Origin of the sequence: Endozoicomonas sp. NE40 (assembly GCF_040549045.1) — a bacterium.
GTDB classification, from domain to species: Bacteria; Pseudomonadota; Gammaproteobacteria; order Pseudomonadales; family Endozoicomonadaceae; genus Endozoicomonas_A; species Endozoicomonas_A lisbonensis.
The window spans coordinates 1,307,539-1,332,512 of sequence record NZ_JBEWTB010000002.1 but is presented as its reverse complement, the minus strand read 5'-3'; the positions used below and the strand labels follow the sequence as shown (position 1 = coordinate 1,332,512).

25 protein-coding genes are annotated in these 24,974 nt (G+C 47.5%); 17 read left to right on the top strand and 8 right to left on the bottom strand.

The genetic code is table 11. The features are described 5' to 3' along the window. Positions 1-45 precede the first annotated feature (45 nt). From sctJ to frdD, 7 genes are all read left to right on the top strand, one after another. Positions 46-801: a type III secretion system inner membrane ring lipoprotein SctJ gene (sctJ, locus tag V5J35_RS06910; protein ID WP_354010546.1), complete on the top strand. Its 756-nt coding sequence runs from the start codon at positions 46-48 to the stop codon at positions 799-801. Next, positions 798-1,493, top strand: coding sequence for a SctK family type III secretion system sorting platform protein (locus tag V5J35_RS06905; protein WP_354010545.1), 696 nt, complete (start codon positions 798-800; stop codon positions 1,491-1,493). The genes sctJ and V5J35_RS06905 overlap by 4 nt, the downstream gene beginning before the upstream one ends. Further along, complete coding sequence (locus V5J35_RS06900; protein ID WP_354010544.1) at positions 1,472-2,134, top strand: HrpE/YscL family type III secretion apparatus protein; 663 nt, start codon at positions 1,472-1,474, stop codon at positions 2,132-2,134. The genes V5J35_RS06905 and V5J35_RS06900 overlap by 22 nt, the downstream gene beginning before the upstream one ends. Positions 2,135-2,687: 553 nt before the next feature. Next, complete coding sequence (gene frdA, locus V5J35_RS06895) at positions 2,688-4,472, top strand: fumarate reductase (quinol) flavoprotein subunit (RefSeq protein WP_354010543.1); 1,785 nt, start codon at positions 2,688-2,690, stop codon at positions 4,470-4,472. A 12-nt stretch (positions 4,473-4,484) separates the two neighbouring features. Further along, the gene (locus tag V5J35_RS06890; protein ID WP_354010542.1) at positions 4,485-5,234 is read left to right on the top strand and encodes a succinate dehydrogenase/fumarate reductase iron-sulfur subunit; all 750 of its coding nucleotides are present in this window, start codon (positions 4,485-4,487) and stop codon (positions 5,232-5,234) included. After that, positions 5,234-5,620 (top strand): fumarate reductase subunit C, encoded by a 387-nt coding sequence (locus V5J35_RS06885; RefSeq protein ID WP_354010541.1) that lies wholly within the window; start codon positions 5,234-5,236, stop codon positions 5,618-5,620. Before V5J35_RS06890 ends, V5J35_RS06885 begins: the two co-directional genes overlap by 1 nt. Before the next feature lie 13 nt (positions 5,621-5,633). Further along, positions 5,634-5,984, top strand: a complete 351-nt coding sequence (gene frdD, locus V5J35_RS06880) for a fumarate reductase subunit FrdD (protein WP_354010540.1) — start codon at positions 5,634-5,636, stop codon at positions 5,982-5,984. 201 nt (positions 5,985-6,185) lie between these two features. Here frdD and V5J35_RS06875 read toward each other — a convergent pair whose 3' ends face one another. Continuing rightward, positions 6,186-6,899, bottom strand: a complete 714-nt coding sequence (locus V5J35_RS06875; RefSeq protein ID WP_354010539.1) for a hypothetical protein — start codon at positions 6,897-6,899, stop codon at positions 6,186-6,188. Between the two features lie 92 nt (positions 6,900-6,991). On the opposite strand from V5J35_RS06875, the gene V5J35_RS06870 reads away from it, so the two are divergent. The 4 genes from V5J35_RS06870 to V5J35_RS06855 all read left to right on the top strand — a co-directional run bounded on the left by V5J35_RS06870 (position 6,992) and on the right by V5J35_RS06855 (position 10,402). Next, the gene (locus V5J35_RS06870) at positions 6,992-7,999 is read left to right on the top strand and encodes an adenosine deaminase (RefSeq protein WP_354016299.1); all 1,008 of its coding nucleotides are present in this window, start codon (positions 6,992-6,994) and stop codon (positions 7,997-7,999) included. Further along, positions 7,992-8,681 carry an SDR family oxidoreductase gene (locus V5J35_RS06865; protein ID WP_354010536.1) on the top strand — a complete coding sequence of 230 codons (690 nt, stop codon included), beginning with the start codon at positions 7,992-7,994 and terminating at the stop codon, positions 8,679-8,681. Before V5J35_RS06870 ends, V5J35_RS06865 begins: the two co-directional genes overlap by 8 nt. Positions 8,682-8,743: 62 nt before the next feature. Beyond that, complete coding sequence (locus tag V5J35_RS06860) at positions 8,744-9,694, top strand: MBL fold metallo-hydrolase (RefSeq protein ID WP_354010535.1); 951 nt, start codon at positions 8,744-8,746, stop codon at positions 9,692-9,694. An 87-nt stretch (positions 9,695-9,781) separates the two neighbouring features. Next, on the top strand, positions 9,782-10,402 hold the full coding sequence (locus tag V5J35_RS06855) for a MarC family protein (protein ID WP_354010534.1): 621 nt from the start codon (positions 9,782-9,784) through the stop codon (positions 10,400-10,402). On the opposite strand, the gene V5J35_RS06850 is transcribed toward V5J35_RS06855, so the two are convergent. The 3 genes from V5J35_RS06850 to V5J35_RS06840 all read right to left on the bottom strand — a co-directional run bounded on the left by V5J35_RS06850 (position 10,393) and on the right by V5J35_RS06840 (position 13,595). Next, positions 10,393-10,752 (bottom strand): Hpt domain-containing protein, encoded by a 360-nt coding sequence (locus V5J35_RS06850; RefSeq protein WP_354010533.1) that lies wholly within the window; start codon positions 10,750-10,752, stop codon positions 10,393-10,395. The genes V5J35_RS06855 and V5J35_RS06850 overlap by 10 nt on opposite strands. Before the next feature lie 161 nt (positions 10,753-10,913). After that, positions 10,914-13,118, bottom strand: a complete 2,205-nt coding sequence (locus V5J35_RS06845; RefSeq protein WP_354010532.1) for a DUF1631 family protein — start codon at positions 13,116-13,118, stop codon at positions 10,914-10,916. A gap of 192 nt (positions 13,119-13,310) precedes the next feature. Then, positions 13,311-13,595, bottom strand: coding sequence for a hypothetical protein (locus V5J35_RS06840; RefSeq protein ID WP_354010531.1), 285 nt, complete (start codon positions 13,593-13,595; stop codon positions 13,311-13,313). 205 nt (positions 13,596-13,800) lie between these two features. Here V5J35_RS06840 and V5J35_RS06835 point away from each other — a divergent pair, with 205 nt between their 5' ends. Next, positions 13,801-14,106: a hypothetical protein gene (locus tag V5J35_RS06835; RefSeq protein ID WP_354010530.1), complete on the top strand. Its 306-nt coding sequence runs from the start codon at positions 13,801-13,803 to the stop codon at positions 14,104-14,106. 172 nt (positions 14,107-14,278) lie between these two features. Beyond that, positions 14,279-15,184, top strand: a complete 906-nt coding sequence (mnmL, locus tag V5J35_RS06830; protein ID WP_354010529.1) for a tRNA modification radical SAM protein MnmL/YtqA — start codon at positions 14,279-14,281, stop codon at positions 15,182-15,184. Positions 15,185-15,372: 188 nt separating this feature from the next. Here the strand turns inward: mnmL and dcuC are convergent, their stop codons facing one another. Next, the gene (dcuC, locus tag V5J35_RS06825) at positions 15,373-16,731 is read right to left on the bottom strand and encodes a C4-dicarboxylate transporter DcuC (RefSeq protein ID WP_354010528.1); all 1,359 of its coding nucleotides are present in this window, start codon (positions 16,729-16,731) and stop codon (positions 15,373-15,375) included. A gap of 227 nt (positions 16,732-16,958) precedes the next feature. Between dcuC and V5J35_RS06820 the strand changes: the two genes are divergently transcribed. Further along, on the top strand, positions 16,959-17,111 hold the full coding sequence (locus V5J35_RS06820) for a hypothetical protein (RefSeq protein WP_354010527.1): 153 nt from the start codon (positions 16,959-16,961) through the stop codon (positions 17,109-17,111). A gap of 295 nt (positions 17,112-17,406) precedes the next feature. Continuing rightward, positions 17,407-17,931 (top strand): GNAT family N-acetyltransferase, encoded by a 525-nt coding sequence (locus tag V5J35_RS06815; protein ID WP_354010526.1) that lies wholly within the window; start codon positions 17,407-17,409, stop codon positions 17,929-17,931. A gap of 11 nt (positions 17,932-17,942) precedes the next feature. Here V5J35_RS06815 and sctV read toward each other — a convergent pair whose 3' ends face one another. The 3 genes from sctV to sctX all read right to left on the bottom strand — a co-directional run bounded on the left by sctV (position 17,943) and on the right by sctX (position 20,775). Then, the gene (gene sctV / locus V5J35_RS06810) at positions 17,943-20,030 is read right to left on the bottom strand and encodes a type III secretion system export apparatus subunit SctV (protein ID WP_354010525.1); all 2,088 of its coding nucleotides are present in this window, start codon (positions 20,028-20,030) and stop codon (positions 17,943-17,945) included. A gap of 61 nt (positions 20,031-20,091) precedes the next feature. Beyond that, the gene (locus V5J35_RS06805; RefSeq protein WP_354010524.1) at positions 20,092-20,391 is read right to left on the bottom strand and encodes a tetratricopeptide repeat protein; all 300 of its coding nucleotides are present in this window, start codon (positions 20,389-20,391) and stop codon (positions 20,092-20,094) included. Between the two features lie 12 nt (positions 20,392-20,403). Next, positions 20,404-20,775 carry a type III secretion apparatus assembly protein SctX gene (sctX, locus tag V5J35_RS06800; RefSeq protein WP_354010523.1) on the bottom strand — a complete coding sequence of 124 codons (372 nt, stop codon included), beginning with the start codon at positions 20,773-20,775 and terminating at the stop codon, positions 20,404-20,406. Positions 20,776-21,084: 309 nt separating this feature from the next. On the opposite strand from sctX, the gene sctC reads away from it, so the two are divergent. Together sctC and glpD are read left to right on the top strand one after the other, a co-directional pair. Then, positions 21,085-23,274 (top strand): type III secretion system outer membrane ring subunit SctC, encoded by a 2,190-nt coding sequence (sctC, locus tag V5J35_RS06795; protein ID WP_354010522.1) that lies wholly within the window; start codon positions 21,085-21,087, stop codon positions 23,272-23,274. 103 nt (positions 23,275-23,377) lie between these two features. Then, positions 23,378-24,946 carry a glycerol-3-phosphate dehydrogenase gene (gene glpD / locus V5J35_RS06790; protein WP_354010521.1) on the top strand — a complete coding sequence of 523 codons (1,569 nt, stop codon included), beginning with the start codon at positions 23,378-23,380 and terminating at the stop codon, positions 24,944-24,946. Positions 24,947-24,974 lie beyond the last annotated feature (28 nt).

Genomic DNA, 24,974 nt, shown 5'->3' with positions numbered 1-24,974 from the left:
TTGGAACATAGTATTGGAACACTGTAACCAGCAGGTTGCTCCCTGATGAAGCACAACTTACAACGCAGGCTCAGAATACTGGGCGTCATTTTTTTCAGTTTACTGCTTGCGGCTTGTAAGGTTGAACTCTATTCCGGTCTCAGTGAGAAAGAAGGCAATGAAATGCTGGCTATTTTGCTGGATGGCGGAGTGGCTGCGGAGAAAACACTCGACAAAGACAAGCAGGTCACGCTGATGGTTGGGTCGGATGAAGTATCCCACTCCATCAAACTCCTCAAGAGCCTGGGTTACCCTAAAGTAAAGTACTCCTCCATTGGTGATATTTTTCCCAAAGACGGTCTGATCTCTTCACCGACAGAAGAACGGGCTCGTTACACTTACTCAATGTCTCAGGAACTGTCATCAACCCTGTCGATGATTGATGGCGTGATAACCGCTCGTGTTCATGTGGTATTGCCACAGGAACAGGACACCCTGAGCGATGTAAACTACCCATCTTCAGCGTCTGTTTTCATAAAATACACACCAGAACTGGAGCTGGCTGGCTTTATACCTAAAGTAAAAACACTGGTTTCAAACAGTATTGAAGGTCTGTCTCTGGACAAAATTACCGTTTCCCTGTTCCCGGCCACTCGTATCAACCAGGACAATCTGCTGGCTCCCGATAAGACCAGATCAAACTTCACAATGATTATTTTTATCCTGCTTGGGCTGGTGGTTCTTATTCTGGGGGGAACAGGTGGTGCTTACTGGTGGTTTTATATGCGGACTCCGGCTAATTCCGGAGGTAAGGCTAAATGAATGCCTCTCACCCGCTAATTGATGGTCGACAGAGTCTGGACCTGTTTCAGCGGGTGGCTGAGTTCAACCTCTATCTTGTCCGGTATATCGACTCGACCTGGCTGAAAACGGTGAAACTGTCGCCATTAGTGTCACAGCTGCGAAAAGCGGGGAATGCCGATTTCCACCTTTCCCATTATCTTCTGACCCAGTTCTCCCTGCACGAAGATTATGATTACGATTTTGAGGAGCCTGCTAAACGCATCGTACTGGCAAAGACAGAAGTGCTTTTAGAAACGGCTACTTATATTGGCATTATTCTCAACGAAGATGTTATTCGGAATGCTGTTCGCCGGGATGAGCGGGCAGCTCTGGAACAATGCCTTGGGGCTGATGCCTATCGGTTTGCGGTTAAAAAAGCACAATTTGTCAGCCGTGCTGCCAGCAAACAGGGACCAAGCCTGTTGATTGACTGGAATCATCTGCAACGCTTCAAACAGTATCTCCAAACCAGTGGGGTACAGGTGATTGGCAAGGCTTTTTCTCAGGCACCGCTCTCTTTCAGAAAGCGTCTGGAGTTAAAGCTACCCCAGTCATGCAAAGACGCATTGACGAATACCAGTACAGTGAACCTGTCTGAAACCGACTGTGTGAATTTACTGGTCAAGACTTACAGGGAGGTGGACAAAGAATGGCGTCTCCTGTTGTCCTGACTGATGGAATGCTGCATATAGATCCGGCAGCCAGAGTTTTAAAAGCCACGGATTATGCCCGCTATCTGGAAGCAAAAGATATTATCCAGTCAGCTGAGCAAAGAGCGGAGCAGATTATTGAAGCCGCCAAAGCCGCCTATGAGCAGGAAAAGCAAAAAGGCTATGAAGACGGTGTGACGGAAAGCAGGATCGATCAGGCCGACCAGATGCTGAAGGTCGTCAGCCGTACGATTAATTATCTTGCGGAAGTGGAAACAGCGCTGGCCGAGATCCTTATGTCCGGAGTGAAAAAGATCATTGGTGAATTTGACCAGGAAGAACTGGCCGTTAACCTGGTTCGCAATGCCCTGCAGCATGTCCGAAATGAAAAACAGGTAACGATTCGTATTCCCCCCAGTCAGTTCAAGATGGTCAAGGCGAAAGTAAACGACATTCTCGCTGAATATAAGGGCGTTGGCTTTATTGACCTTGTAGCCGACCAGCGTCTTTCAACCGGTGACTGTATTATGGAGAGTGAAATCGGTGTCGTTGACGCCAGTGTTGATCTGCAGATTGCTGCATTGCAAAAGCGCTTTGAGAAAATCCACAGCTCTGCCGTTAAGAGTATCAGTAATGACGACAGCCTTTTGGGGCTTGATTGAAGCTGTTAATGCTGTTGCACTTGTTACGAGCTTTTACTGACGTTTCTGTTCATGTTTTTGCGCCTCTGAATGACTTCGTTCCTGCCTTTGTCCTACGTCAAATACGGATTTAATTGAGGGATTTCGTGATTGTGTTTTCCCCCCTAAATCTCTAAATTTCGCTAACAAATTAATTGTTGACAGTATGTATAAATCGACGTCGTGGCTAGTGGGGAAGCCGAAGTCATTATCGCAGCTATACTGATGACCTGTTCAGTCCAGTTTCTGTGACACTTCAGAGCTTTTATTCCTGATTACGCGATTATGGCTCAATACTGTCAAGCCAGCCTGATACATTCAGTATTCGATTTCGTGTCGTAACCAACCGTTAAGATGACTGTTTGATGAATGAGTCTGGTTAATTTTCAGAAAGCCTTAATCCGAATGTGAATAGTCGTCGTAAAAGCTGCTATTCCCATTCTGGTTCATGCTTTTCGAGCAATTTCCAATAACCCGTCCGGAACCAGAGGCGCTTGCGATTCGGGTACACCGGACCTTCATAGAGGTTGGCATAATGCAGGTCATTAAGGCCGATGTAGTTATCGTAGGTGCTGGCGGTGCCGGTCTGCGAGCTGCCATTGCAGTAGCGGAAAAAGATCCGGGTCTGAAAGTGGCTCTGATCTCCAAGGTTTACCCAATGCGTAGCCACACTGTGGCCGCTGAAGGTGGCTCTGCAGGTGTAATCCAGGATCACGACTCCTTTGAAAACCACTTCCAGGATACTGTTTCCGGTGGTGACTGGCTGTGTGACCAGGACGTTGTAGACTATTTCGTTCAGAACTCCACCAACGAAATGATTCGTCTGGAACACTGGGGCTGCCCATGGAACCGTAAAGCCGACGGCGACGTAAACGTACGTGCTTTCGGTGGTATGAAGATCGAGCGCACCTGGTTCGCTGCGGACAAGTCCGGCTTCCATATGCTGCACACCCTTTACCAGACCTCCACTCAGTTCCCGTCTATCGAGCGTTACGACGAGTACTTCGCGACTGACCTGATCATGGAAGATGGCCGTGCTCAAGGTGTTACTGCTATCGAAGTTAAGACCGGTGAACCTAAGGTATTTCTGGGTAAGTCTGTTGTCTTCGCAACTGGCGGTTCCGGTCGTATTTTCCGCTTCAACACCAACGGCGCTATCGTTACCGGTGACGGTCACGGTATGGCTCTGCGTGCTGGCGCACCTCTGCGTGACATGGAATTCGTTCAGTACCACCCAACCGGTCTGCCAGGCTCTGGTGTACTGATGACCGAAGGTTGTCGTGGTGAAGGCGGTATCCTGCTGAACAAGGACGGCTACCGTTACCTGCAGGACTACGGTCTGGGACCGGAAACTCCGGTTGGTCAGCCAAAGAACAAATACATGGAACTGGGTCCTCGTGACAAGCTGTCTCAGGCTTTCTGGCAGGAACAGCGTAAGGGCAATACTGTAAAAACTGCACTGGGTGATGCAGTCATGCTGGACCTGACCCACCTGGGTGAGGCGAAGCTGATGGAACGTCTGCCTCTGATTTGCTCCCTGGCCAAGAACTATCTGGGCGTTGACCCGGTTAAAGAACCTGTACCTGTTCGTCCTGCGGTTCACTACACCATGGGGGGTATCCGCACTGACATCAACACTGCGACTGACATCACTGGCCTGTACGCTGCGGGTGAGTGTGCTTCTGTAGGTATGCACGGTGCGAACCGTCTGGGCTCCAACTCTCTGGCTGAAACCGTAGTCTTCGGTGCGGTTGCCGGTGACCGTGCGGCTGACTTCGCTAAGCAGGCCACTATGTCTGACGAGAAGAAGCTGCTGGATCAGGCTCGTGCTCATCTGGATCGCATTGAGAGCATGCGCAATGCTAACGGCACAGAGAAACTGTCCCATATCCGTAAGGAAATGGCACTGACTATGGAGAAATGCTTCGGCATCTACCGTATCGGTGAAGAGATGCAGGAAGGCGTTGACAAGATGGCCGAACTGCGTGAGCGCATGAAGAACGTGAAAATTGAAGACAAGAGCAAGGTCTTCAACACTGAACTGCTGCAGGCGTTCGAGCTGGAAAGCTCCCTGACCGTTGCCCACTGTATGGCTGTTGGTGGTGTGAACCGTAAGGAATCCCGTGGTGCGCACCAGCGTATCGACGGTTTCGAAGCCCGTGATGACGAGAACTTCCTGAAACACACCCTGACTTACTTCAATGGTGACGCTGAACCACGTCTGGACTACCAGGACGTAAACGTTACCCGTTATCAGCCAGAAGCCCGTGTATACGGTGCGGAAGCTGAGAAAGGCGCTGCAGCGGATAAGGGCAAGTAAGGAGTTGCGTGAATGAGCAATAAAACGATTAGCATCGAGATTCTGCGATACAATCCGGAAACCGATGAAAAGCCAAGCTACGGCACCTTTGAGATTCCTTACGTTGAAGACTGGTCCATGCTGGACGCTCTTGAGCACATTAAGGACGAACTGGACTCTTCCCTGTCCTACCGTTGGTCCTGCCGTATGGCGGTATGTGGTAGCTGCGGTATGGTGATCAACGGCACACCAAAGCTGGGCTGTGAAACCTTCCTGCGCGACTACTACCCGAATGCCATCAAAGTTGAGCCTCTGGCTAACTTCCCGATCGAGCGTGACCTGGTGGTCGATTCCGCTGACTTCATCAAGAAGCTGGAATCTGTTAAGCCTTACATCATCAATGCGATGGAGAAGCCGGTTGAAGAAGGTGTGAACAAGCAGACACCTGAGCAGCTGGGCCTGTACAAGCAGTTCTCCATGTGCATCAACTGTATGCTGTGTTACTCCGCCTGTCCGCAGATGGGTCTGAACCCTCTGTTCACGGGTCCTGCGGTGCTCGCTCTGGGTCACCGTTACAACCTGGACTCCCGTGACGACGGTTACGATCAGCGTACTGAAGTGATTCAGGGCAAGAACGGTGTCTGGTCCTGTACTTTTGTTGGTTACTGTTCAGAGGTTTGTCCTAAGAACGTTGACCCGGCTGCTGCTATCAACCAGAACAAGCTGCAAGGCTCCCAGGACTGGGCTCTGTCCTTCCTGATGCCACGCAAAGGAGCAAAGTGATGAGTCGTCGCCCTTACGTACGCCCGATGAAGCGTACCTGGTTCATGGACCACCCGTACTACCGTAACTACATGGTGCGTGAAGCATCCTGTGTGTTCGATGCCCTGTACGCGGTTAACCTGTTCTGGGGTATCCTGCAGCTGGGTAAAGGTGAAGAAGCATGGAGCAGCTGGTTGTCTTTCCAGGCTAACCCGCTGATGATCCTGTTTACTGTCGTAACTCTGGGTATGACCCTGTACCACGCAGTGACTTACTTCGACATGACTCCGCGCGTACTGCCTCAGTTCATTCGCAAGAAAGTCGCTGACAATGTTGTTAACAAGCTGATGTACGCAGGTCTGGCAGGTATTTCTGTTGTGATTCTGGCTGCAGCGGCACTGGTTTAAGGGAGTAAATAAGATGAGTCAGAAACGTCATATTGAACCCCTGCTGTGGAGCCTGTTTGGCGCTGGCGGTACCACCATCGCACTGTTTTTCCCGGCGATGATCCTGGTTGTCCTGCTGTCCTCTCTGGGTGTGATTCCGGCTGAAGCTCTGTCTTATGAGCGTATGTCCGGTTTCTTCCTGAACAATCTGTTTGGTCAGCTGGCCCTGCTGGCGGTACTGGTACCGTCTTACTGGGCTTGTATCCACCGTATCTACCACGGCTCCCATGACCTGGGTATGCACCCTGGTGTTGCTGTTAAAGCCCTGTGCTACGGCGGTACTCTGGTACTGAGCATTGCTACGGTAGTCGCTGTACTGTTCTGATAAAGAGCTAAACAGCTGAAAAAGAAGGGGTTAGCTTCCGGGCTTGCCCCTTTTTTAGTTTGTAAGAGTACGACAAGTATTAGCGAACTGAGTATAATTTAAAATCCTCTTAATTCAAATAGCAATCTAAATAAAAACCATTCTTATTTGTTTTGGGTGTGATGGATTTATTCTACGCTGGTGCTTTCTTAAATTCCCGGCTTATTCTCTTACTTCAATGTTACGCTGGTTAATCTGCCAGTTATTTTTTTGTATCTGTTCCGGACTGCCTTTAGCGGCAACCTGTCGGTCCAGACTGATCAGGTGTTGCTTTAACAAGCCAAATGAACGGGTTTCCAGCTGATCTTTCAGCGATTGCCCTAAAGAAGACTGAAACTTGCTGGCCTGCATAAAATCATCACTGACAGACCGGCATACGGTTTTGACGGCATTATGGGGGCTGTCTGGGCGAATAAAGTATAAATTCAGGCTGTCGAGCTGCTCCTGCGCACTGCCCTTCAGGTTAGTCAGATGACCCACAATCCGTTCTGTTGCAATACCGGCGTAGCGATTAATGATCAGTTGCTGAGCTTCCAGAGGAAGGTTATCGGGAGCAATCTGCGCCAGCTGGTCAAAGTGTTCGAGTGATTTTACCCGCTGATCCAATGCCTCACGAACACCTTCCCACGACTTTTCCCTGACCAGGTTGCGAAGCAGGCTGAGTGTTTCCTTATTCAGCGGTGGATGAGATACGAAACGGTCTGAAATGTCTATGTCAGGGGAGACTTTGGTCTGCAGTTCCTGTTGCAGGTTTTCATCAAGAGAGAGAGGGGAAACCGTTTTGTCGCCTAATGTCCCAACAGCTTTTTCGGTCTTGTTGTGATCTGCAGGTTGCTGGGGTGGTGTAACACCTGAGTTGCCGTCAATCTTTGACATGACCTTCAATCCCTGAGTTTAGAGGTATCATTAGACTTATTATTACTCCATTATTGACATAATAGCCCGAATTATCTGATGGAGCTTCTTCTATGACCCATGCGTTGCCAAAGGCTGAGTTGCATCTGCATATTGAAGGAACATTAGAGCCGGAGTTGATGTTTGAACTGGCTGCCCGAAATAACATTCAGTTGCCATACCACAGTGTCGAGGACGTTCGTCGAGCCTATGAGTTTAATGACCTGCAATCGTTTCTTGATATTTATTATGCCGGAGCAGGGGTATTACAAACCGAACAGGATTTTCATGACCTGACCTGGGCTTATTTGCTGCGCTGCCAGCAGGACAATGTCGTCCATACCGAAATCTTTTTTGATCCTCAAACCCATACAGACCGTGGTATTGACTTTGAAACGGTCATAGAGGGTATTCATTCAGCTTTGCAGGACGGCGAACAGAAGCTGGGCATTACCAGCCAGGTCATCATGTGCTTTCTGCGTCATTTAAGTGCCGAAGCGGCTATGGATACTCTGGAAATGTCGCGCCCATGGCATCAATGGATCATTGGTGTAGGGCTGGATTCTTCTGAAGTCGGTCATCCACCTGAAAAATTTCAGGCGGTATTTGATAAGGCCAGACATTATGGTTTAAAAGCCGTCGCTCATGCCGGTGAAGAAGGTCCTGCAGATTATATCTGGGGAGCTATAAAGAGCCTTGGGGTTGAACGCATTGACCACGGTGTCCGGTGTGAGGATGACCCTAAGCTGGTCAGTTATCTGGTTGACCATCAGGTACCCTTAACCGTTTGCCCCTTGTCGAATGAAAAATTAAAAGTATTCAGCCTCCTTGAAGAACACAATCTTAAATCTATGTTAAACAAAGGGCTGCTGGTGACGGTCAATTCTGATGATCCGGCTTACTTTGGTGGCTATGTTAATGACAACTTTCGGGCGGTTCAGGCAGCCTTGTCGCTAACAGACAATGAAATCTACCAGCTAATAAAAAACAGTTTTAATGCCAGCTTTATCAGTGATGAGCTGAGAGCCGGTTATCTGCTACAACTTGAAAACGCTTTTAAGGAGTCTCACAAGCATGAGTAAAACCATCGTTATTACCGGTGCCAACCGAGGGTTGGGGCTGGAATTCTGCAAACAATACTTGGCTGACGGTCATAAGGTTTACGCCTGCTGTCGTTCACCGGAATCTGCGGGTGAGTTGCTGAAGCTTAAGCAGGAGGCTGAAGATCGGCTTGAAACCGTTCCACTGGATGTTATTAACACAGCTCAGCTGACTAATTTGAAATATACATTGCAGGGGCAGCGCATTGACCTGTTGATTAATAATGCCGGGATGTATGGTGAGCGGTTGTCATTTGGTGAGGTGACTGAACAGGAGTGGATGAAGGTTCTGCGTGTTAACACGGTCGCTCCTTTGCTGGTGGTTCAGGAACTGGTTGACCTGATGGCTGATGACGGAAAAGTCCTGCTGATGACCAGCAAAATGGGCAGTATTGAAGACAATACTTCCGGTGGAAGCTATATCTATCGTTCGTCTAAAGCCGCCTTAAACGCTGTTGGTAAAAGCCTTGCCCATGATCTGTCTGGCAGAGGCATCAGTGTTGCTATTTGTCATCCGGGCTGGGTTCAGACCGATATGGGTGGCCCTAACGCTTTGATTACCACTGAAACATCCATTCATGGTTTACGTGAAGTCATGGAGCAGCTAACTGTTGATACGTCCGGGCAGTTTTTCAGCTACGACGGCTCGACCATCTCCTGGTAAGCCATGCTTGTTGAAGATGGAACTATACTGAGGTTCCATCTTTCTCCAGTGCGACCTCTATCATGCCCAAATCATTTGCCTCTTCAGCGGATCTGACCTCAAAAACGATGACTTTTGAAAGGCTCTCTGAAGGTGTCTATGCGTTTACAGCAGAAGGTGATCCGAATACCGGTATAGTGATAGGCAGTGAGGCGGTTCTGGTTTTTGACAGTCAGGCCACACCGGCAATGGCACAGAAGGTTCTGGATGCACTCAAAGACGTGACAGACCTGCCGGTCAGCTACGTGGTACTCAGTCACTACCATGCGGTCAGAACGCTTGGGGCTTCAGCGTTTTCCGGGGCTAAGGTGGTTGCCAGCCATGCAACGGCTGAACTGATTACCGAGCGGGGAGAGCAGGACTGGGAATCGGAACTGAGACGTTTTCCGAGGTTGTTTGAAAACAAAGAGACAATCACCGGCCTTACAAGGCCGGATATTCTGTTTGATGAGTGCCTGACAATCGATCTGGGTAATCTGAAGGTTGAAATCATTCATCCAGGTCCCGGGCATACAGGGGGGGATACGATTCTCTGGCTTCCTGAGCAGCACATAATGTTCGCTGGAGATCTGGTCGAGTCGGGTGCTACGCCTTATTGTGGTGATGCCTATCTGCAATGCTGGCCACAAACGCTGAGTCGACTGCTGGAAATGGAACCTTTGCAGTTACTCCCGGGTCGCGGCAAAGCGATGAGAACTGAGGAATGTTCGCAAACTGCCATATCCGCCACCAGAGGCTACGTTTCACGGCTTTATGAATATGCCAGTGAGGCTGTCGCCCTGGGTATGAAGCTCGCTGATACTTTCGACTATATCCGCATGAAAATGGACAGGGATTACTCGTCCTGGGTGATCTACGAGCACTGTCTGCCATTTAATGTATCCAGAGCTTTTGATGAAGCTTCCGGTTTAAGCACGCCTTCCATCTGGACAGCGGAGCGGGATAAACAGGTTTGGCAGGCATTACAGAAGTAAGTTTGAGAATGGTCGATAGCTACCAGTAGATAGTTACCAATAGGTAGTTACCAGTAGCCTTCTGTTTCTCAACTAACCGGCGCATCTATGCAGCAACTGATCCATGACTTTGTGTTGTTTTTCGCTGTTATTGATCCCATAGGCTCACTTCTACTGTTTTTGGCGATCACTGGTGGATATTCAGCTAAAGATCGAAACAGGGTGGCTTTACGAGCCACACTGTACAGTGGAGCTATTCTTCTGACATTCCTGATCATTGGTCAGTTATTGCTGAGTGCAATGGGAATACGGCTCGTTTCATTCCAGATTGCAGGTGGCTGCATCCTGTTCATTTTTGGCCTGAAGATGATCTTCAGTGATGATGTATCTCACTCTAAAGATCGTGCGGAACCTGGTCATGATATAGCCGTATTCCCTCTGGCAGTTCCTTCGATGGCAAGTCCTGGCGCACTCACTGCTGTTGTGGTGTTAACCGATAACCGTCTGCATGGGATCGAGGATCAGGCACTGACCGCACTGGTTATGGTGAGTGTCCTTGTGATTACCTATCTGCTGCTCAGGATGGCAAATACACTTCATCATTGGCTGGGTGATGGCGGTTCTGCAATTTTAATTCGAGTTATGGGAATGCTGCTTTGTGCGCTGGCGGTTGAAATTGTACTACAGGGGTTTGCAGGGCTGGGTGTCGGGCCGCCCACTCAATTGTAGTGATTGATTTCCTCAGACACATTTTCGTAGCAATGCATGATTCTTTTCAGAAGTTCTAATGAATTATTCAGACCGGATTGACAGCCAGCAGCTTCCAGTTCAGCGGTTAACTCAACGAGTTCAGAGGCACCAACGATCGCAGCCGCCCCTTTTATTCGGTGAGAGAGTCTGATTATTGAGTCGTGTTGCTGGTCCTTTATGGCATTGTTTAACTCTTTTAGGTCGTCATCTGTCGTGCGGATAAACTCCGTTAAGAGAGAGTTAAGCAAGGTTTTATTACCATCAGTGATCAGCTGAAGGTTAGTCAGGTCCAGCATGGCTTTTCTCCGATCCTGTAAGTACCCAGCCATGTGGAATCGAATATTTCTGGCTTATTGAGCAGGTACTATGCAAGGCGCAACGACGGGAGCATAGCAAGCTATGTGACCAGAGTTGCAACGCAGTCAGAGTGCCTGAACAATGAGTCAGAAAATATGATTTCATGTGGTTGGGTACTAATCTTCCATGTAATTTAAAATTTTGTGAATTTATTCATGACCGCTTGTAACGCGCGGTCAAAAAATTGCTGATCGTTCAGCAGTTCAACTCTGTGATGTTGTATGGCTTTTCCCAGCTCCAGACCTGACCACTCAGCTACCTTCATGCCCGATTTGTTAACAAAGATATAACGGTCTGTATGTAAGTGAATAGTCGCCAGCTTACAGCGCAGACGATGGTCATTTTTACCGATGAACTCAACCCATTGACCAACAACAGGCATTTCTGTATCAGAAAATGGCTGTCGCCGGGTATCAGGAACGGTAATGTCGAATTCTTGATCCGAGAGTTCAGACTCCCTGATTTCATCCGTTGTAAATATTTGTTGGTTTTTTTGCTGGTCGGTAGTTTTCTGGATAACAATTTCTTCTTCCAGATCAATATGTTTATTGGTCATGGAGTCGATGATATGAAACCATTCCGCTACGGCAAATGGATTCATATCAACTTCATGAAACTGTTCAATAAGATAGGCTTTCAGTATTTTCCAGTCATCGTCGGGTATGCTTTTCTGGTGACTCTCCTGAAGGTTCCACAGTAGCATATCCAGAATGTTGACTCTGTGGAACCAGTGTTCATCGGAACTGTTTTGCTCAAGAGAGAACTGTAAAACGTCTTTCCAGGCTGAGCATACCAGGTCGTTAAGCGACTTCGGGACATTATGCCGGGTGAGATAAGAATCCACGATGTCATCCACAGGGGATGCAGCGATCGTATTGCTGGCTGGGTCGGTGACCGGCTCTGAACATTCTTTTGTTGACTCCACACTGTTAAGATTTGCTTCCTCTGCACCTTCGGTATCCCACTGATCTTCTTCAGCAGCCTGCATTGAACGTCTGTTTATTGATAACAGATTTTTGTTAAATTCACGGAGGCATTCAGAAAAAATATTGGGATTGTCTGTAAAGCTGTGGATAATCGTCATGACGTTATTTTCAATGAGTTGAACAATCGGTTCATCATCATCTTTGCAGTGCATGCCTGCGGATGTCATATCATTCAGTAATTGTCTGCCGGGATGTTCTCTGTTGCATAAAAAATCATGATCAATTAAAGCCAGCTTCAAAACGGGTATTTGTAGAAGCCCAATAATTTTTTTTATGATATCGGGTAGCTCGTGATCGTCGATGATGTATTCAAACAATAGACCGACCATATTAATCAGGTCTTCCTGTCTGGGGGAAAGACTCTGAGTAATTCCACGGTCTGTTAATGCATTTTTAATGGATTCTGATAAGTTTGAAATGGCTGAATGTTGTCCTGATAACTCATCTTGAATGCTGGTTAACGTTAAGGCAAGATCCTGAGTTGGATAACTCGCTGCAGAAATTATAAAGGAGTCGGCTCCTGTTTCACTCATGGTTTTGCTAAATTGCTGACCAATCATCGATTCAACTTTTGAAACTACCTGTTGAGCAATCTGGTTTACCATCTCAGTCTCAGTATTAGTTTCTTCTGACTGGTTAGTATTATTTTGAGAGCTGCTATTACCAACCGTTTCCGTGTAAGAAGATATTTTAGGTGTATTCAGTTTCAGCCCCATCTCTGCAAGATCGGTATCAGCTTGTTGCCACATTTGTGAAGCTGGGAACTTTAGATGTTTAGCGAACAGTGATAAAAATTCGTGAACCGTATCAAGCTCCAGATTTAATGATGCCAGCGCACTGGCAAACGTTTCACAAAGCGCCATTGACCCAATGGGTAGTTGCATAGAGTCTGAAGGTGTAAAGTCTTGCAGGCGTGATTCACAGTTGTAAAGATTCTGCAGTTGTTCGCACATTTCCATTTGCCTGGCGGCAGCTTGCCAGGACAGTTTTTGTTCCAGAATTGTGTTGTCAACCAAAGATAAGTCGCTTACAGGCAGGGAAGCATCCGTTGTTTTGTCAGTTTCAGTCCAGTCGTTAATACGGTTGAACAGATGGTTGGTGAATGATTCGATAATCTCTGTTTTGGATGACTTTACTTTTTTTTCTGTTTCAATTAATTGCATCAGGTCAATGTCGCTGGCAGCAGCCAGCTGCTTTTCTGATACATAATCAGCTAAAGCATTAACGGCAGGATTGATATGGGGAATAATATATTGGTTTAACAGGTTCTCAAATAGCATTTCAATCTCAAACTGCACAACAGGTGAGGCAGCTGTATTGATAGAAACGACGTTGCTACGTTGCTCAGACATGTACATTAACTCCCTGTACTATGCGTATCTCATTAGAAAATGTTTTGGTTATTGAGATTGAGCTTGAAAAAAACATATTTTAATTATTGTAATTTATTTACAGGATGTTTTTTAGATAATTACTTCATATCAGTACGTAACTATATTCTTGTTGTCAATTTTTTGTCAGTAAGGGAGGCATAACATCAGACATTACTGTTTCATCTCTTTTGTCATTTCTTTTGCTCTTTCAATAGCTTTCTGGAATCCGGTTTTGAACATTCCTTCCCGAATTTGCCTTTGAAGTTCTTCCGGAGATATTTCCCCTTCAGCTGTCTGGTTATCACTTGCAGCGGCTTCCATGTCCTTGTTTTTCTTCATCATGTCAGAGAAGCGATCTGCTTCAATGGCATCAACCGGACTCTTGGGTTGAACCGGATCGACCGGGTTGCGACTGCCATCAGGGCGGAGAGGTTCAGCATCCGTGTTATTGATCATGTCGGGGTCTCCGTTTATGGGCTGATTCACCTATTTACTATAGATAGATATATCGGCCCCGTTTTAGATAGCTGCTTATCTGGTGCGACAGACAAAGGGTGCCGGTTCTAAACAGGCTGAATCGTTATTTCCAATCTGTGTAAAAATGATCTTCAGCCGTTGATGTCAGGGCCGACAACTGACTTAGTCAGATATGGAGAATGTTATGAGCGGTGAACACTTCACGTTAACGATCAGTCAGAGCACCACAGACCCAGGTGACTTTGCAATTCACATGAAAGAAGACGGGCAGCCGGAGCAACTGCTGGTCCACTTACGGTTCATGCATCTACCAATGTTTAATGACACTTACCTTGATGACATCGTCGGAGTTATGGCTCGCAAACTGGCTAAACGTATCATTGAATGGCGAGTAGCTCCGGATGATAACACTCTGTCTCTCCAGGCTAATGAAGAACAGGTCAAAGCAGTTGTTGATGAAGTCATTGACCGTATGAAAAAAGCAGATTGACTTAATACACAGGTTTTTTTGACCGAATCAGCCTGTGTAGCTTTGCTATTCCAAGAGTTCCTGCGGACAGTCTGTCAGACCTTCTCCCAATTCCACGTGATGTGCGTATAGGCGGCTGATCCAACAAGCATTATGTTGTCGTCCTTTTGTTAAACTCCGGGTGCCTTCTTGTATGGACATGACACGATTCGTCAATACGTTTGGACGCTATCTGCGTGCAAAGTACGGTGAGAAAGTCCACAAAATTTCAGTTAATGCTTCTTTCACCTGTCCAAACCGGGATGGCACCAAGGGAATCGGTGGCTGTACGTTTTGCAATAATGCTTCATTCAGTCCTGACACCACCAACGCGGGTGACATTACTGCCCAGATTCAATCCGCAAAAGTGAAGGTTTCCAAACGCACTGGTGCGGGTAAATTCATTGCTTACTTTCAGTCATACAGTAATACCTACGGTTCCGTTGAAGACCTGCGTCGTTACTATGACGAAGCCTTGTCTGATTCTGATGTTATTGGCCTGGCCGTTGGCACTCGCCCGGACTGCGTACCCGACCCGGTACTGGCACTACTAAAAGAGTATCAGGACAAAGGTTATGAAGTCTGGCTGGAGCTGGGTTTGCAGTCTACGTTTGATTCATCTTTGATCGCTGTTAATCGTGGTCATGGATTTGCGGAATACGAAGATGCGGTTAAGCGGGCTAAAGCGATTGGTTTAAAGCTTTGTACCCATCTGATCATGGGGTTACCGGGTGAAAAACCGGAAGACACGCTAGTAAGCTTTGACAGAGTTATTAACCTGGGCGTCGATGCCATTAAGGTTCACCCTTTACACATTGTTAAAGGTACACAGCTCGCCAGAGACTGGAAGCAGGGAAATGTCCGTGAAATGACTATGGAAGAATATACGGATGTCATGGCAGAAGTCATTCGTCGTGCGCCTGAGCATTTGCTGTTTCATCGCCTGACAGGGTCTGGAGAGCGTCAGTATCTGCTGTCGCCTGAATGGGCAATGAAAAAGTGGGATATCCTTGGGTTGATTTATAGAAAGCTTGAGGCAAATTGTCTGATATCTAATTAAGTCGGGAATTTTTCCAAATACCTGGAAATTATGACAATTATATCAGGAATTTTTGGCTGATTACTGTCTGGACTCAAGATAAATGGTTGGAAAAAATGCTGGATGGATCGCTTATGAATTTTTAAAAGTGTAATGGAGAATGGCAGGGCAGGAACAACGCCTGCACTGCCTGCTTTAACTGAAAAGGATCAGACAAAAACACTCATGATCAGCAGCGTTACAACACCACCAATCATTGGAATAGCGGTACGCTTGGCTACGTCTGTTGGAGAAATGCCTGCAACACCGGCACAGGCGATTACCACACCGGCTACCGGGGAAACGCTGCGCATAATACCTGCAGTCAGCTGCATGGACAGAGTAATGGAGCCTACAGCACCACCAGTTTGAACGGCCAGATCCGGAGCCAGGCTGGAGAAGCTGAAGAATGCAGCATTACCGGAACCGGACAGAACAGCGGTAAGACCAATGATAGTGACCATGATAATGGTCATTGCCAGTATGCCCAGCCCCAGGTTGGCAGTGCTGGACAACAGCAGACTGATAAAGCCTATACCAGCCAGACCAGCAACAAAGGTTTGCGCCGCAATAATCAGTGATACAACAGAAGCAAATACATCGCCCATGCCTTTGAGGTAAACCTTGATGGAATCAGCTACTTTGTGGCCATCCCGGGTAACGATGAAGTTAGCCACCATAGCAATGAACAGGCTGACAAACATGGCTGTTACAACATCAACGTTAATGCTGTCGATAGCAAAGCGGCTGAAGATCAGCAGGAATGCCAGAGGCATGACTGGCAGTATGGCAAACCAGATTGGAGCGCCCTTGTCTTCAGTCTTCTGCTCTTTCAGCGTATTAACAACCCCATTTTCAGAGTCTTTCTTATCGAAGTACTTCTGGGTGAAGTAATGCAGAATCGCAATAACGATCATAATCACTGGTGCAGCCAGCATCTGGTATTCAACAAAGTAAGAAGCAGCGTCAATACCAATCACTTCCGCAGCACGGTTAGAGTTACCGGAGCCAGGACCCAGGTCCAGACATGCGGTGGTAGCCAGCACAGCAGCAGTGGATGCCGGAGTACAGCCAATACGCACCAGTACCGGGAACAGAGCAACCAGCAACAGCATCGCCAGACCAACTGCACTTGGAATGAAGATGTTCAGAATCTGACCCAGAATGTAAGCCAGAGCCAGAACAATGTAGGGGCTGCTGAATTTGGACAAAGGTTTGGTTGCAATTCGTACCATGGAATCGGCAGCACCGATATGATCCATATATTTAGCGAAACCACCTACCGACATGATGATCAAGCCCAGGTTTGCCATGTTGGAAGAAGCCAGGGATTTGATAGTCAGGAAGAAATCAAAAAATACGGAACCGGAACTGTTTACTCCGTTCGGCAGAAATTCACCTGCTCCAAAAGTAACACCCAGAAGCATCATTAATAAGCCGGTGGAAAACAATACGGCTTGGGTATTATATTTTTTGACTATCAAAAAGCCTGCAATGATAACGATGGGTAGTGCCAGATAGGCTTGCATGGGTAACTCCTGATGGATACAAATTGATTGCCGATGACCTTACCTAGATAGTTTGAGTTTTGATATATTGAATATGTGAACTAAATTGACCCTGGTCAAAAAAGCATCTGTTATTAATAATTATTTTTAAAAACAACATGTTGGGCGTATGTATTGATCTTCAGCGTAAGCATTCCGTGACCCATAGTTTCAGCTGTCATTTTTTCCAGAGCAACCGTATTTCATCCATGCCTTCTCGTGAAGTTTTCTCCAATTCAAAGGTTGCGGCTGATCCGATCAAAGTCCCCTTTGCCTGCGCCCAGGTCACACTCAGCAAACTGGACTTCATCGAACTGAAAGCCCAGACCAAGCAGTGGCGCACTCAGTGGCAACGTACCTGAAAAAATGGAGTATCACCTGAGTGAAACGGATCGGCAGACTCTATCACCTGAATCGCTTACAGAATGAAAAATTTTGGAGGATGTGTTGAAAGTAGCGTTCCCGACATAAATAAATTGTACAAGCAAGATTCAAACGATTGTTTGAAATTCTTTGTTTTCATAAATTTGTGAGATGCAAAATACCCGAGTTAACTGGATGTCTGACAAAATTCAGCCCGAGCCCGCTGAGGACTTTCAAGGCTATCTTTGTTAAGCCGATGACATATCTGTTGATGATTTTTCAAAGGCAATGGATATGCGATTTGATCTGGGTGATGGCTATAGTGTCAGAAGCTTCCTGTATGGCGATGCATCGTCGTTATCCCGCCATGGCAACAATACCAATATTGCCCGGAACCTCAGAGACAGCTTTCCCAACCCTTATAGTATTGAGCATGCCAGGGCGTGGATTCAGCACGTAAAGGAGTACGAATCGGATACCCGCTTTGTGATCGCCAGTGGACAGGAAGCCATCGGTGAAATCGGTTTTGTTGTGCAGCTGGATGTGCATCGCTATTCCGCCGAGATAGGTTACTGGATATCGGAAGAACACTGGGGCAGGGGGATCATGTCTAAAGCCCTCGACTTTGCTTCGGATTATGCGTTCAAAAAGAAGAACATTGTCCGTTTGTTTGCCGATGTTGTGGAGTACAACGAAGGTTCCTGTAAAGTCCTTGAGAAGTGTGGTTATCAGCGTGAAGGTATTCTGAGAAAACACATTTACAAAGGTGAACGCTTTTATGACCAGTTTCTGTATGCACGGGTTAACCCCGACGCCTAATAAAGAGCCTTTTATAAAGAGATGCGGCCCAGCGGTTGAACGGTGATTTCTTCCGTCAGTTCCTGATGTGATAGTACGGCCAGATCATACACTTCCAGCTCCAGCAGCTTGCGCACATAGCGACGAATGTCCATGGATGTAATCAGTACGGGTTTGTGTTCCAGGTGGCCTATTTTACCCACGGTATTTTTAACGTTTTCCACAAACCGTGCCGATTGTGACGGATCAAGTGCCAGATAGCTGCCTGCAGAAGTCTGGCGAATACCGCCACGAATGGTGTCTTCAACATCCTGATCCAGCAGATACACCGGCAGCATGTTTTTACCATTAGAGTATTTGTAACTGACGTAACGCTTTAATGATGAACGAACATATTCCGTCAGTTGCACGACTTCTTTCTCTTTATGTCCCCAGACAACCAGTGACTGCAGGATAGAGCGCAGGTTGCGAATGGAAATATCTTCGGATACCAGCCGCTGAAATATTTCGGTAATTTTATTAACGGGCAATAAACGCTGTACTTCCTTGATCAACTCACCGAAAGAGCTTTCCATTTTTTCCAGCAGGTAACGGGTTTCCTGAATCCCGATAAATTCTTCAGAGTATTTTTTCAATACATGGGCCAGATGGAAGGTGAGGATTTTAGGAGCATCCATAAAGTTAACGTTGTTCTTTTCCAGACGTTCTTTCTTATCTTCGGTTGCCCAGATGGTATCCAGTCCGGGCAGAAAATCGTCCTCTTGTTCAAAAGGGATTTTCAGCATTTCCAGATGGTCAATGGATTCACGGATAAAGATATGGCCAGGCCGGAAGTAGCCGCTGGCGACGGGGACTTCCTGCAAAAGAATAGAGTAGGTGTTGTCTGCCATGGAGTCGTTAAAGCGCAGGTGGATACCGGGGAAAGGTACACCCAGATCCATGTAAAGAGCTTTGCGGACTTTAAGTAACTCGTCGTTCAACGATTGTGTATCCAGACTTTCCTGAATGGAAGTGGGGACATCAATAATCAGTGGCAGAGTCTGGGTGAACTCTTCCTGTTGATCCAGACGTGATCTGGCTTTGTCCGGTGATTCGGTAGCTGCTGCCATGGCAGGAATACCGCCTTCTGCCTCATCGTGTTCAGCTTTGGCGGCTTTCTTCAACAGGTAGTAACCACCGCCGCCGATAAAGGCTGCCAGAAACAGGAAAATCAGTGTTGGAAAGCCGGGAATCAGCGCGAAGCAGAGCAACAGAATACCGCCGACCATAAGAGCTTTGGGTTTGTCCAGCAGTTGCCCGCCAATTTCATTACCAAGGTCTTTGGAGTCCTCGTTCGATACCCGGGTAACGATAATACCAGAGGTGATGGAGATCAGCAGGGCGGGGATCTGGGAAATCAAACCGTCCCCTACGGTCAGAATGGCATACAGCTGAAGGGCTTCACCAGCGCTCAGTCCCAGCATGGTGGAACCAATGGCTACCCCGGCTGTGATGTTTACAAAGATGATAATCAGACCGGCAATGGCATCCCCTTTTACGAACTTCATGGCGCCATCCATTGACCCGTACATCTGACTCTCTTTCTGCACCAGTTCACGGCGCTTCTGAGCTTCTTCCATCTCAATAGAGCCTGCACGCAGATCAGCGTCGATACTCATCTGTTTGCCGGGCATACCATCCAGAGAGAAACGGGCGCTCACTTCTGCAACACGTTCTGAACCTTTGGTAATCACCAGAAACTGAACAATAGTGATGATCAGGAAGATAACGATACCAACAATCAGGTTACCGCCCACCACGAAGTTACCAAAGGTGTAGACAATCTCACCGGCGTCGGCTTGCAAAAGGATCAGACGGGTCGTGGTAATGGACAGTGACAGTCTGAACAGAGTGGTCACCAGCAGTACAGCAGGAAATGACGAAAACTCCAGGGGCGACTTCAGGTAAATAGACGTCATCATCAGAATAAAGGACAGGCCCATATTCAGGGCAATCAGGAAATCCACCACCGGGGTGGGCATGGGCAGGATAATCAGGCCAACAATGGCTACCAGCAAAACAGCCAGCATCAGGTCATTGCGCTGGCCCATTTTCTGGAGACCGATAAGAACTGGATTCATGCATTCAGCCTGATTGTTCGGGGCGTAACCTTTCAGGCAGAAAGCAGACGGAAAGCAGGGGTTAACGTACAACTGCTTTCTTCAGCTTTTTCTTCCTGAGCAGGGCGCGTCCCTTGATCCATTTTATGGCACGGATATCGGTGCCGGGCTTCACGTACTGCAGAAAATTATCGGCCGCCTTAATGGACTCTGCAGGCTGGTCAGTTTGAAGGTAGGCATAGCTCAGCATGCGATGAACATCAGGGTTCTCAGGTTCCATCTGACGCATGGCTTCGAGCAGAGCGATGGATTTGCGGGGCTGTAAATATTCAAGATAATAAGCAGCCTGAGCGAATAACCATTCTTTCAGCGTCTTATCCATAGACGGCCTCCTTTACCCGGCTACCAGTATGTTACGGCTCATCATCAACATTTCCTGAAGCTCTTTAGACTCCTGTAAAACGTCAAGCGCCTTTTGAAATTCCGGGCTTTCATTTTTGCGTTGCTCAAAAATGGCTAATGCCAGATTGGTCATCATGTGATGTTCATCGGGTGACAATGATAATGAGGACGAGTCGACGTTCATGGCGAAGCGTTTTTCCCGATTCTGAAAAGTCCGGCCCATTTCAAGGGCTGTCCAGAAGTGCGCGGGGATGCTTTCGCCAGAAGGCTTAAATGAGGATTTATCTTTAGGAAAGTCTTTATCGACCGCATCTGCGGCAATTCTGGAAATTCCAGACAGGCCACTGTTAAATGAAACATCCATAGTCGTATTCTTCCCGGGAAAACTGAATAGGCATTTCATCGGCCATCTGGTGATGACCTGAAAGCGATCAGTCTAAAAGCATTAGAATTAGGGGGCGGAGTTGGATACACTGTCAATTAAATGAAATTTTTGTTCGATTTCAGCATTAAAACTTTATTTTTTTGTGCAAATTGACGATGTACTAATAATGGCTAGTTAGCTGTAATGGGCAGCTAACTGTAATGAATAGTTAGCTGCAATGAATAGTTAGCTGTTTGATTAAGTAGTTGATGTAAGCTGTAGCGAGACTTGCATGGAGGCACTCGTGTAATGAGCTTTCTTATCAACCTGCATCGTTGTATTGATCAGTGTAAAAAACGGTGCATTAAGTGGGCATTGCTTATTCCTGTGATGTTCACGCTGGTTGCTTCAAATGCTATCTCAAACAGCAACTGGGCTCGTATTGATAAAGAAAATGCTCGCCGTCATATTGTTCGTCCTGATGAAACTCTGGCCATTATCGCTGAAAATTACGGGTTCGATATTTACGAACTGATTTCCTACAACAATATTACCAATCCTGACCGGCTGATGACCGGGCAGACTATTTATATTCCGATAGAACAGTTGCCGGTTCAGCCAGGGATGCAGGAGATGAATTCTCTTGATGCCCAGTCATTTCCCCCAAGAGAAGCCAGACCAACCCAGGAAGAATATTATAAATTGCAGCAATGGCTGGACAACCAGAATATGGGTCCAGGTGTAGACAGCGTTGATTATAACTACCAGCTGAATTCAGCGAATCAGAAGCCACCTTTAAATCAAAGCCCGCAACAGACTGGCTTTGATCTGCCTTTTGATAATGATGCCAAAATGCTGAATCAGGACTTAGCTGTCGAGGCAAAAGCTGAAACGGAAAGAGATACTGAAGCAGAAATGCATGAGTCCGACAATACATCGGAAAACGTACCTGATGATTCTTCGCCATCGCTGGAAGCTTTTGGTGAACGTCCTTATGCCTATTACGGCAGCGGAGAGGACTTGACGGAAGTTCTGCAGAATTTTGCGGCCAGTTATTATATTCCTACTATTCTGGCTGAAGATCTGGAAGGGCAGGTTAATGGTAAGATCGGACCGCTGACGCCGATTGACTTTCTGGATCACATGTCGAATGTCTATGGCTTTATCTGGTATTTCGATGGACATACGCTCTACGTTTACAACGGTAATGCGGCTCAGCAGAAGATTATCAGCCTGAACTACATGAGCATTGATAAATTCAAGAAAACACTCAAGCGTGTAGGAATCTGGGATGGTCGTTTTTTCTGGAAAGAACAGCCAAAGAATGGGCTGGTCTATGTGTCCGGTCCGCCCCGCTATGTCGAAATGGTGACTCAGACCGCAGAGCTTCTGGATCAAAAAGAAGGTGACCGGCAAAAGAGTCAGCTGTCTGTAAGAATGTTCCGTCTGAAATACGCCTGGGCGACAGACAAGCAGTTTAACTTTCGGGGTCAGCAGGTTGTGGTGCCGGGCGTTTCTACGCTGTTGCGCAGTATTATCAGCGGTGGCGGGGTTGCCCAGGTTACCCGACAGACTCTGGCAAATCCTTCCCTCATGCCTGCCCGGGGCGTGACACGGTCAGCAGAAAGAAAAGCCGCTGCGAGAGCCACTCAGGATGCTGCCAGTTCCGGGGCGCAGCAGTTGAATGCAGGAGCAGAGGCTGAGAAAGTATTAATTAATGCAGACCCCCGGCTGAACGCGATTATTGTGCATGATCTTGAGTCTAAGATGCCTATGTACGAAGAGCTGATTAAATCGCTGGATAAACCCTCAGCTCAGGTGGAAGTCAGTGTTTCGATTATTGATGTGAATTCCCAGGATATCTCAGCATTAGGCGTTGACTGGAATAATAAGCGTGGCGAAAGCGCTGAGGTTCAGTTTGATACAGCGGGTTCTGCTCATGCCCAGGATTTTCAGTCATTCACCACGGTGGTGGGTATGAATCTGGGAAGTTTTAATGCGCGGCTGAGCTTGCTGGCTGATGAAGGTCGTGCAAAAGTAGTGTCCAGACCCTCCATATTGACACTGGACAACCTTGAAGCCGTTTTTGATAGCAGCAGCACCTTTTATGTCAAAGTGGAAAGTACCGAAGACGCTGAACTGTTTCCGGTGACATCCGGAACCGTTGTTCAGGTGACCCCGAGAATTGTTAGCGAGAAAAAAGGTCGGAAAATTCACATGAGTGTGAATATCCAGAATGGTGGTGACGAGACTGCAGAAGGCGCTTCACTGCCTAAAATCAGTAACAGCTCTATCAGTACACAGGCGGTTGTTAATGAGTCTGAAAGCCTGCTGATCGGTGGTTTTGTTCAGGAAACAGAAACCGAGAATGCGACAAAAGTTCCGGTTCTTGGGGATATTCCCGTTCTGGGTACGCTGTTCAGGAATGAAAAAAAGGTTAATCGCCAGCAGGTTCGCCTGTTCCTTATCACTCCCCGGATCATCAGTATCGATACCTGATCAGATTGAACGATACCCGCAAACCCATTCTGCCCTTACGATTCGTAATCATTCACTATTGGTCGTATGATAGTTTTCCATGACCTGAAAGGCTGGAAAAGCGATGGCTGTCACTTCAAAAACAACAATAAAAACAACAAAGTTTGATGTCTTCGTTATTGGTGGTGGTATTAATGGCGTAGGGATTGCGGTCGATTGCGCCGGGCGTGGCCTGAAGGTTGGGCTGTGCGAAAAAGGTGACCTGGCTGGTGCGACTTCATCGTCCAGCAGCAAGCTGATTCATGGCGGCCTCAGATATCTTGAGCATTATGAGTTTCGACTGGTCAGGGAAGCCCTGGCTGAGCGTGAAGTGTTGTTGAAGATGGCGCCCCATATCGCCAGACCCATGCGCTTCTGCCTGCCTCACCGGCCTCAACTAAGACCCGCCTGGTTAATTCGGGCAGGACTGTTTCTCTATGACTACCTCAGTTCCCGGGTGTCTTTGCCCGGGTCGCAGAAAGTCTGGTTTTCAGAAACATCTCCCTTGAAGCCGGAGTTTGTTCAGGGGTTTGAATACTCTGATGCCTGGGTTGATGATGCCCGGCTGGTGGTGTTGAACGCGATGTCTTTGCAGTGTTTGAATGGCACGGTTCTGACCCGGACAGAAGCGGTGAAGGCATGGCGTGACAATCAACTCTGGCATGTTTTGCTGAAAGACCGTCTGACAGGCAGGGAAACCGAAGTGACCTGTCATGCCCTGGTGAACGCAGCAGGTCCCTGGGTGAGTTCCGTATTTGATTCAGTACTCAGTCAACAGGCTCCCCGCCGGATACGGTTGATTAAAGGCAGTCATATAGTGGTGCCAAAGCTTCACGATGAACCGAGAGCCTTTATTCTACAGAATCAGGATGGACGTATTGTTTTTGTGACGCCCTGGCTGAGACAGTTTTCTCTGGTCGGTACTACGGATGTTGAATTTAATGGTGATCCGGTTTCAGCGTCCTGTTCTGAAGAAGAACAGCGCTACTTATGTGACGTTGTTAATCAGCATTTTAAAAGCAGGGTATCACCAGAGGATGTGATCTGGAGTTACTCCGGTGTCCGGCCTTTATGTGAAGATGAATCCGATTCGCCACAGGCGATTACCAGAGACTACACCATTGAGCTTGACGTTGCGGAAGACCGGGCGCCGTTGTTGTCAGTTTTTGGAGGCAAGCTGACGACCTATCGAAAACTGGCGGAGGCGGCTTCTGATAAGTTGTCTGGCTATTTTCCGGATATGCAGTCGTCATGGACATCGGGTCACCGTTTGCCGGGAGCTGACGGGTTTGAGTCCACCGAGGCATTTATGGAACGTCTTCAGAATGCCTGGCCATGGCTGAGTGATTCATTTGCCTACAGGCTTTGTCAAAGTTATGGCTCTTTGTCCAGGCAATGGTTACAGGAAGCGTCCTGTCCGGATGACCTTGGGCAACATTTTGGAGCCGATCTTTATGCCGCCGAAGTGGATTATCTGATACTCAACGAGTGGGCCTACCGTGTGGATGATATACTCTGGCGCCGCAGTAAACTGGGGATGTTTCTGTCAGATGACCAGGCTGGTGTACTGGAAAATTACCTGCAGAAACGGCTTCCCGAGTTAATACCTGAACGGTTCACTCCGCCTGAAGGAGACCTTGATAAGGCCGGATAGTCAGAGGTGGGACGAGACTATAGTTTTA

Excerpts from the sequence above, each read along its gene's own strand:
- sctJ (WP_354010546.1), top strand. The coding sequence starts at position 46 with ATGAAGCACAACTTACAACGCAGGCTCAGAATACTGGGCGTCATTTTT.
- V5J35_RS06905 (WP_354010545.1), top strand. The coding sequence starts at position 798 with ATGAATGCCTCTCACCCGCTAATTGATGGTCGACAGAGTCTGGACCTG.
- V5J35_RS06900 (WP_354010544.1), top strand. The coding sequence starts at position 1,472 with ATGGCGTCTCCTGTTGTCCTGACTGATGGAATGCTGCATATAGATCCG.
- frdA (WP_354010543.1), top strand. The coding sequence starts at position 2,688 with ATGCAGGTCATTAAGGCCGATGTAGTTATCGTAGGTGCTGGCGGTGCC.
- V5J35_RS06890 (WP_354010542.1), top strand. The coding sequence starts at position 4,485 with ATGAGCAATAAAACGATTAGCATCGAGATTCTGCGATACAATCCGGAA.
- V5J35_RS06885 (WP_354010541.1), top strand. The coding sequence starts at position 5,234 with ATGAGTCGTCGCCCTTACGTACGCCCGATGAAGCGTACCTGGTTCATG.
- frdD (WP_354010540.1), top strand. The coding sequence starts at position 5,634 with ATGAGTCAGAAACGTCATATTGAACCCCTGCTGTGGAGCCTGTTTGGC.
- V5J35_RS06875 (WP_354010539.1), bottom strand. The coding sequence starts at position 6,899 with ATGTCAAAGATTGACGGCAACTCAGGTGTTACACCACCCCAGCAACCT.
- V5J35_RS06870 (WP_354016299.1), top strand. The coding sequence starts at position 6,992 with ATGACCCATGCGTTGCCAAAGGCTGAGTTGCATCTGCATATTGAAGGA.
- V5J35_RS06865 (WP_354010536.1), top strand. The coding sequence starts at position 7,992 with ATGAGTAAAACCATCGTTATTACCGGTGCCAACCGAGGGTTGGGGCTG.
- V5J35_RS06860 (WP_354010535.1), top strand. The coding sequence starts at position 8,744 with ATGCCCAAATCATTTGCCTCTTCAGCGGATCTGACCTCAAAAACGATG.
- V5J35_RS06855 (WP_354010534.1), top strand. The coding sequence starts at position 9,782 with ATGCAGCAACTGATCCATGACTTTGTGTTGTTTTTCGCTGTTATTGAT.
- V5J35_RS06850 (WP_354010533.1), bottom strand. The coding sequence starts at position 10,752 with ATGGCTGGGTACTTACAGGATCGGAGAAAAGCCATGCTGGACCTGACT.
- V5J35_RS06845 (WP_354010532.1), bottom strand. The coding sequence starts at position 13,118 with ATGTCTGAGCAACGTAGCAACGTCGTTTCTATCAATACAGCTGCCTCA.
- V5J35_RS06840 (WP_354010531.1), bottom strand. The coding sequence starts at position 13,595 with ATGATCAATAACACGGATGCTGAACCTCTCCGCCCTGATGGCAGTCGC.
- V5J35_RS06835 (WP_354010530.1), top strand. The coding sequence starts at position 13,801 with ATGAGCGGTGAACACTTCACGTTAACGATCAGTCAGAGCACCACAGAC.
- mnmL (WP_354010529.1), top strand. The coding sequence starts at position 14,279 with ATGGACATGACACGATTCGTCAATACGTTTGGACGCTATCTGCGTGCA.
- dcuC (WP_354010528.1), bottom strand. The coding sequence starts at position 16,731 with ATGCAAGCCTATCTGGCACTACCCATCGTTATCATTGCAGGCTTTTTG.
- V5J35_RS06820 (WP_354010527.1), top strand. The coding sequence starts at position 16,959 with ATGCCTTCTCGTGAAGTTTTCTCCAATTCAAAGGTTGCGGCTGATCCG.
- V5J35_RS06815 (WP_354010526.1), top strand. The coding sequence starts at position 17,407 with ATGCGATTTGATCTGGGTGATGGCTATAGTGTCAGAAGCTTCCTGTAT.
- sctV (WP_354010525.1), bottom strand. The coding sequence starts at position 20,030 with ATGAATCCAGTTCTTATCGGTCTCCAGAAAATGGGCCAGCGCAATGAC.
- V5J35_RS06805 (WP_354010524.1), bottom strand. The coding sequence starts at position 20,391 with ATGGATAAGACGCTGAAAGAATGGTTATTCGCTCAGGCTGCTTATTAT.
- sctX (WP_354010523.1), bottom strand. The coding sequence starts at position 20,775 with ATGGATGTTTCATTTAACAGTGGCCTGTCTGGAATTTCCAGAATTGCC.
- sctC (WP_354010522.1), top strand. The coding sequence starts at position 21,085 with ATGAGCTTTCTTATCAACCTGCATCGTTGTATTGATCAGTGTAAAAAA.
- glpD (WP_354010521.1), top strand. The coding sequence starts at position 23,378 with ATGGCTGTCACTTCAAAAACAACAATAAAAACAACAAAGTTTGATGTC.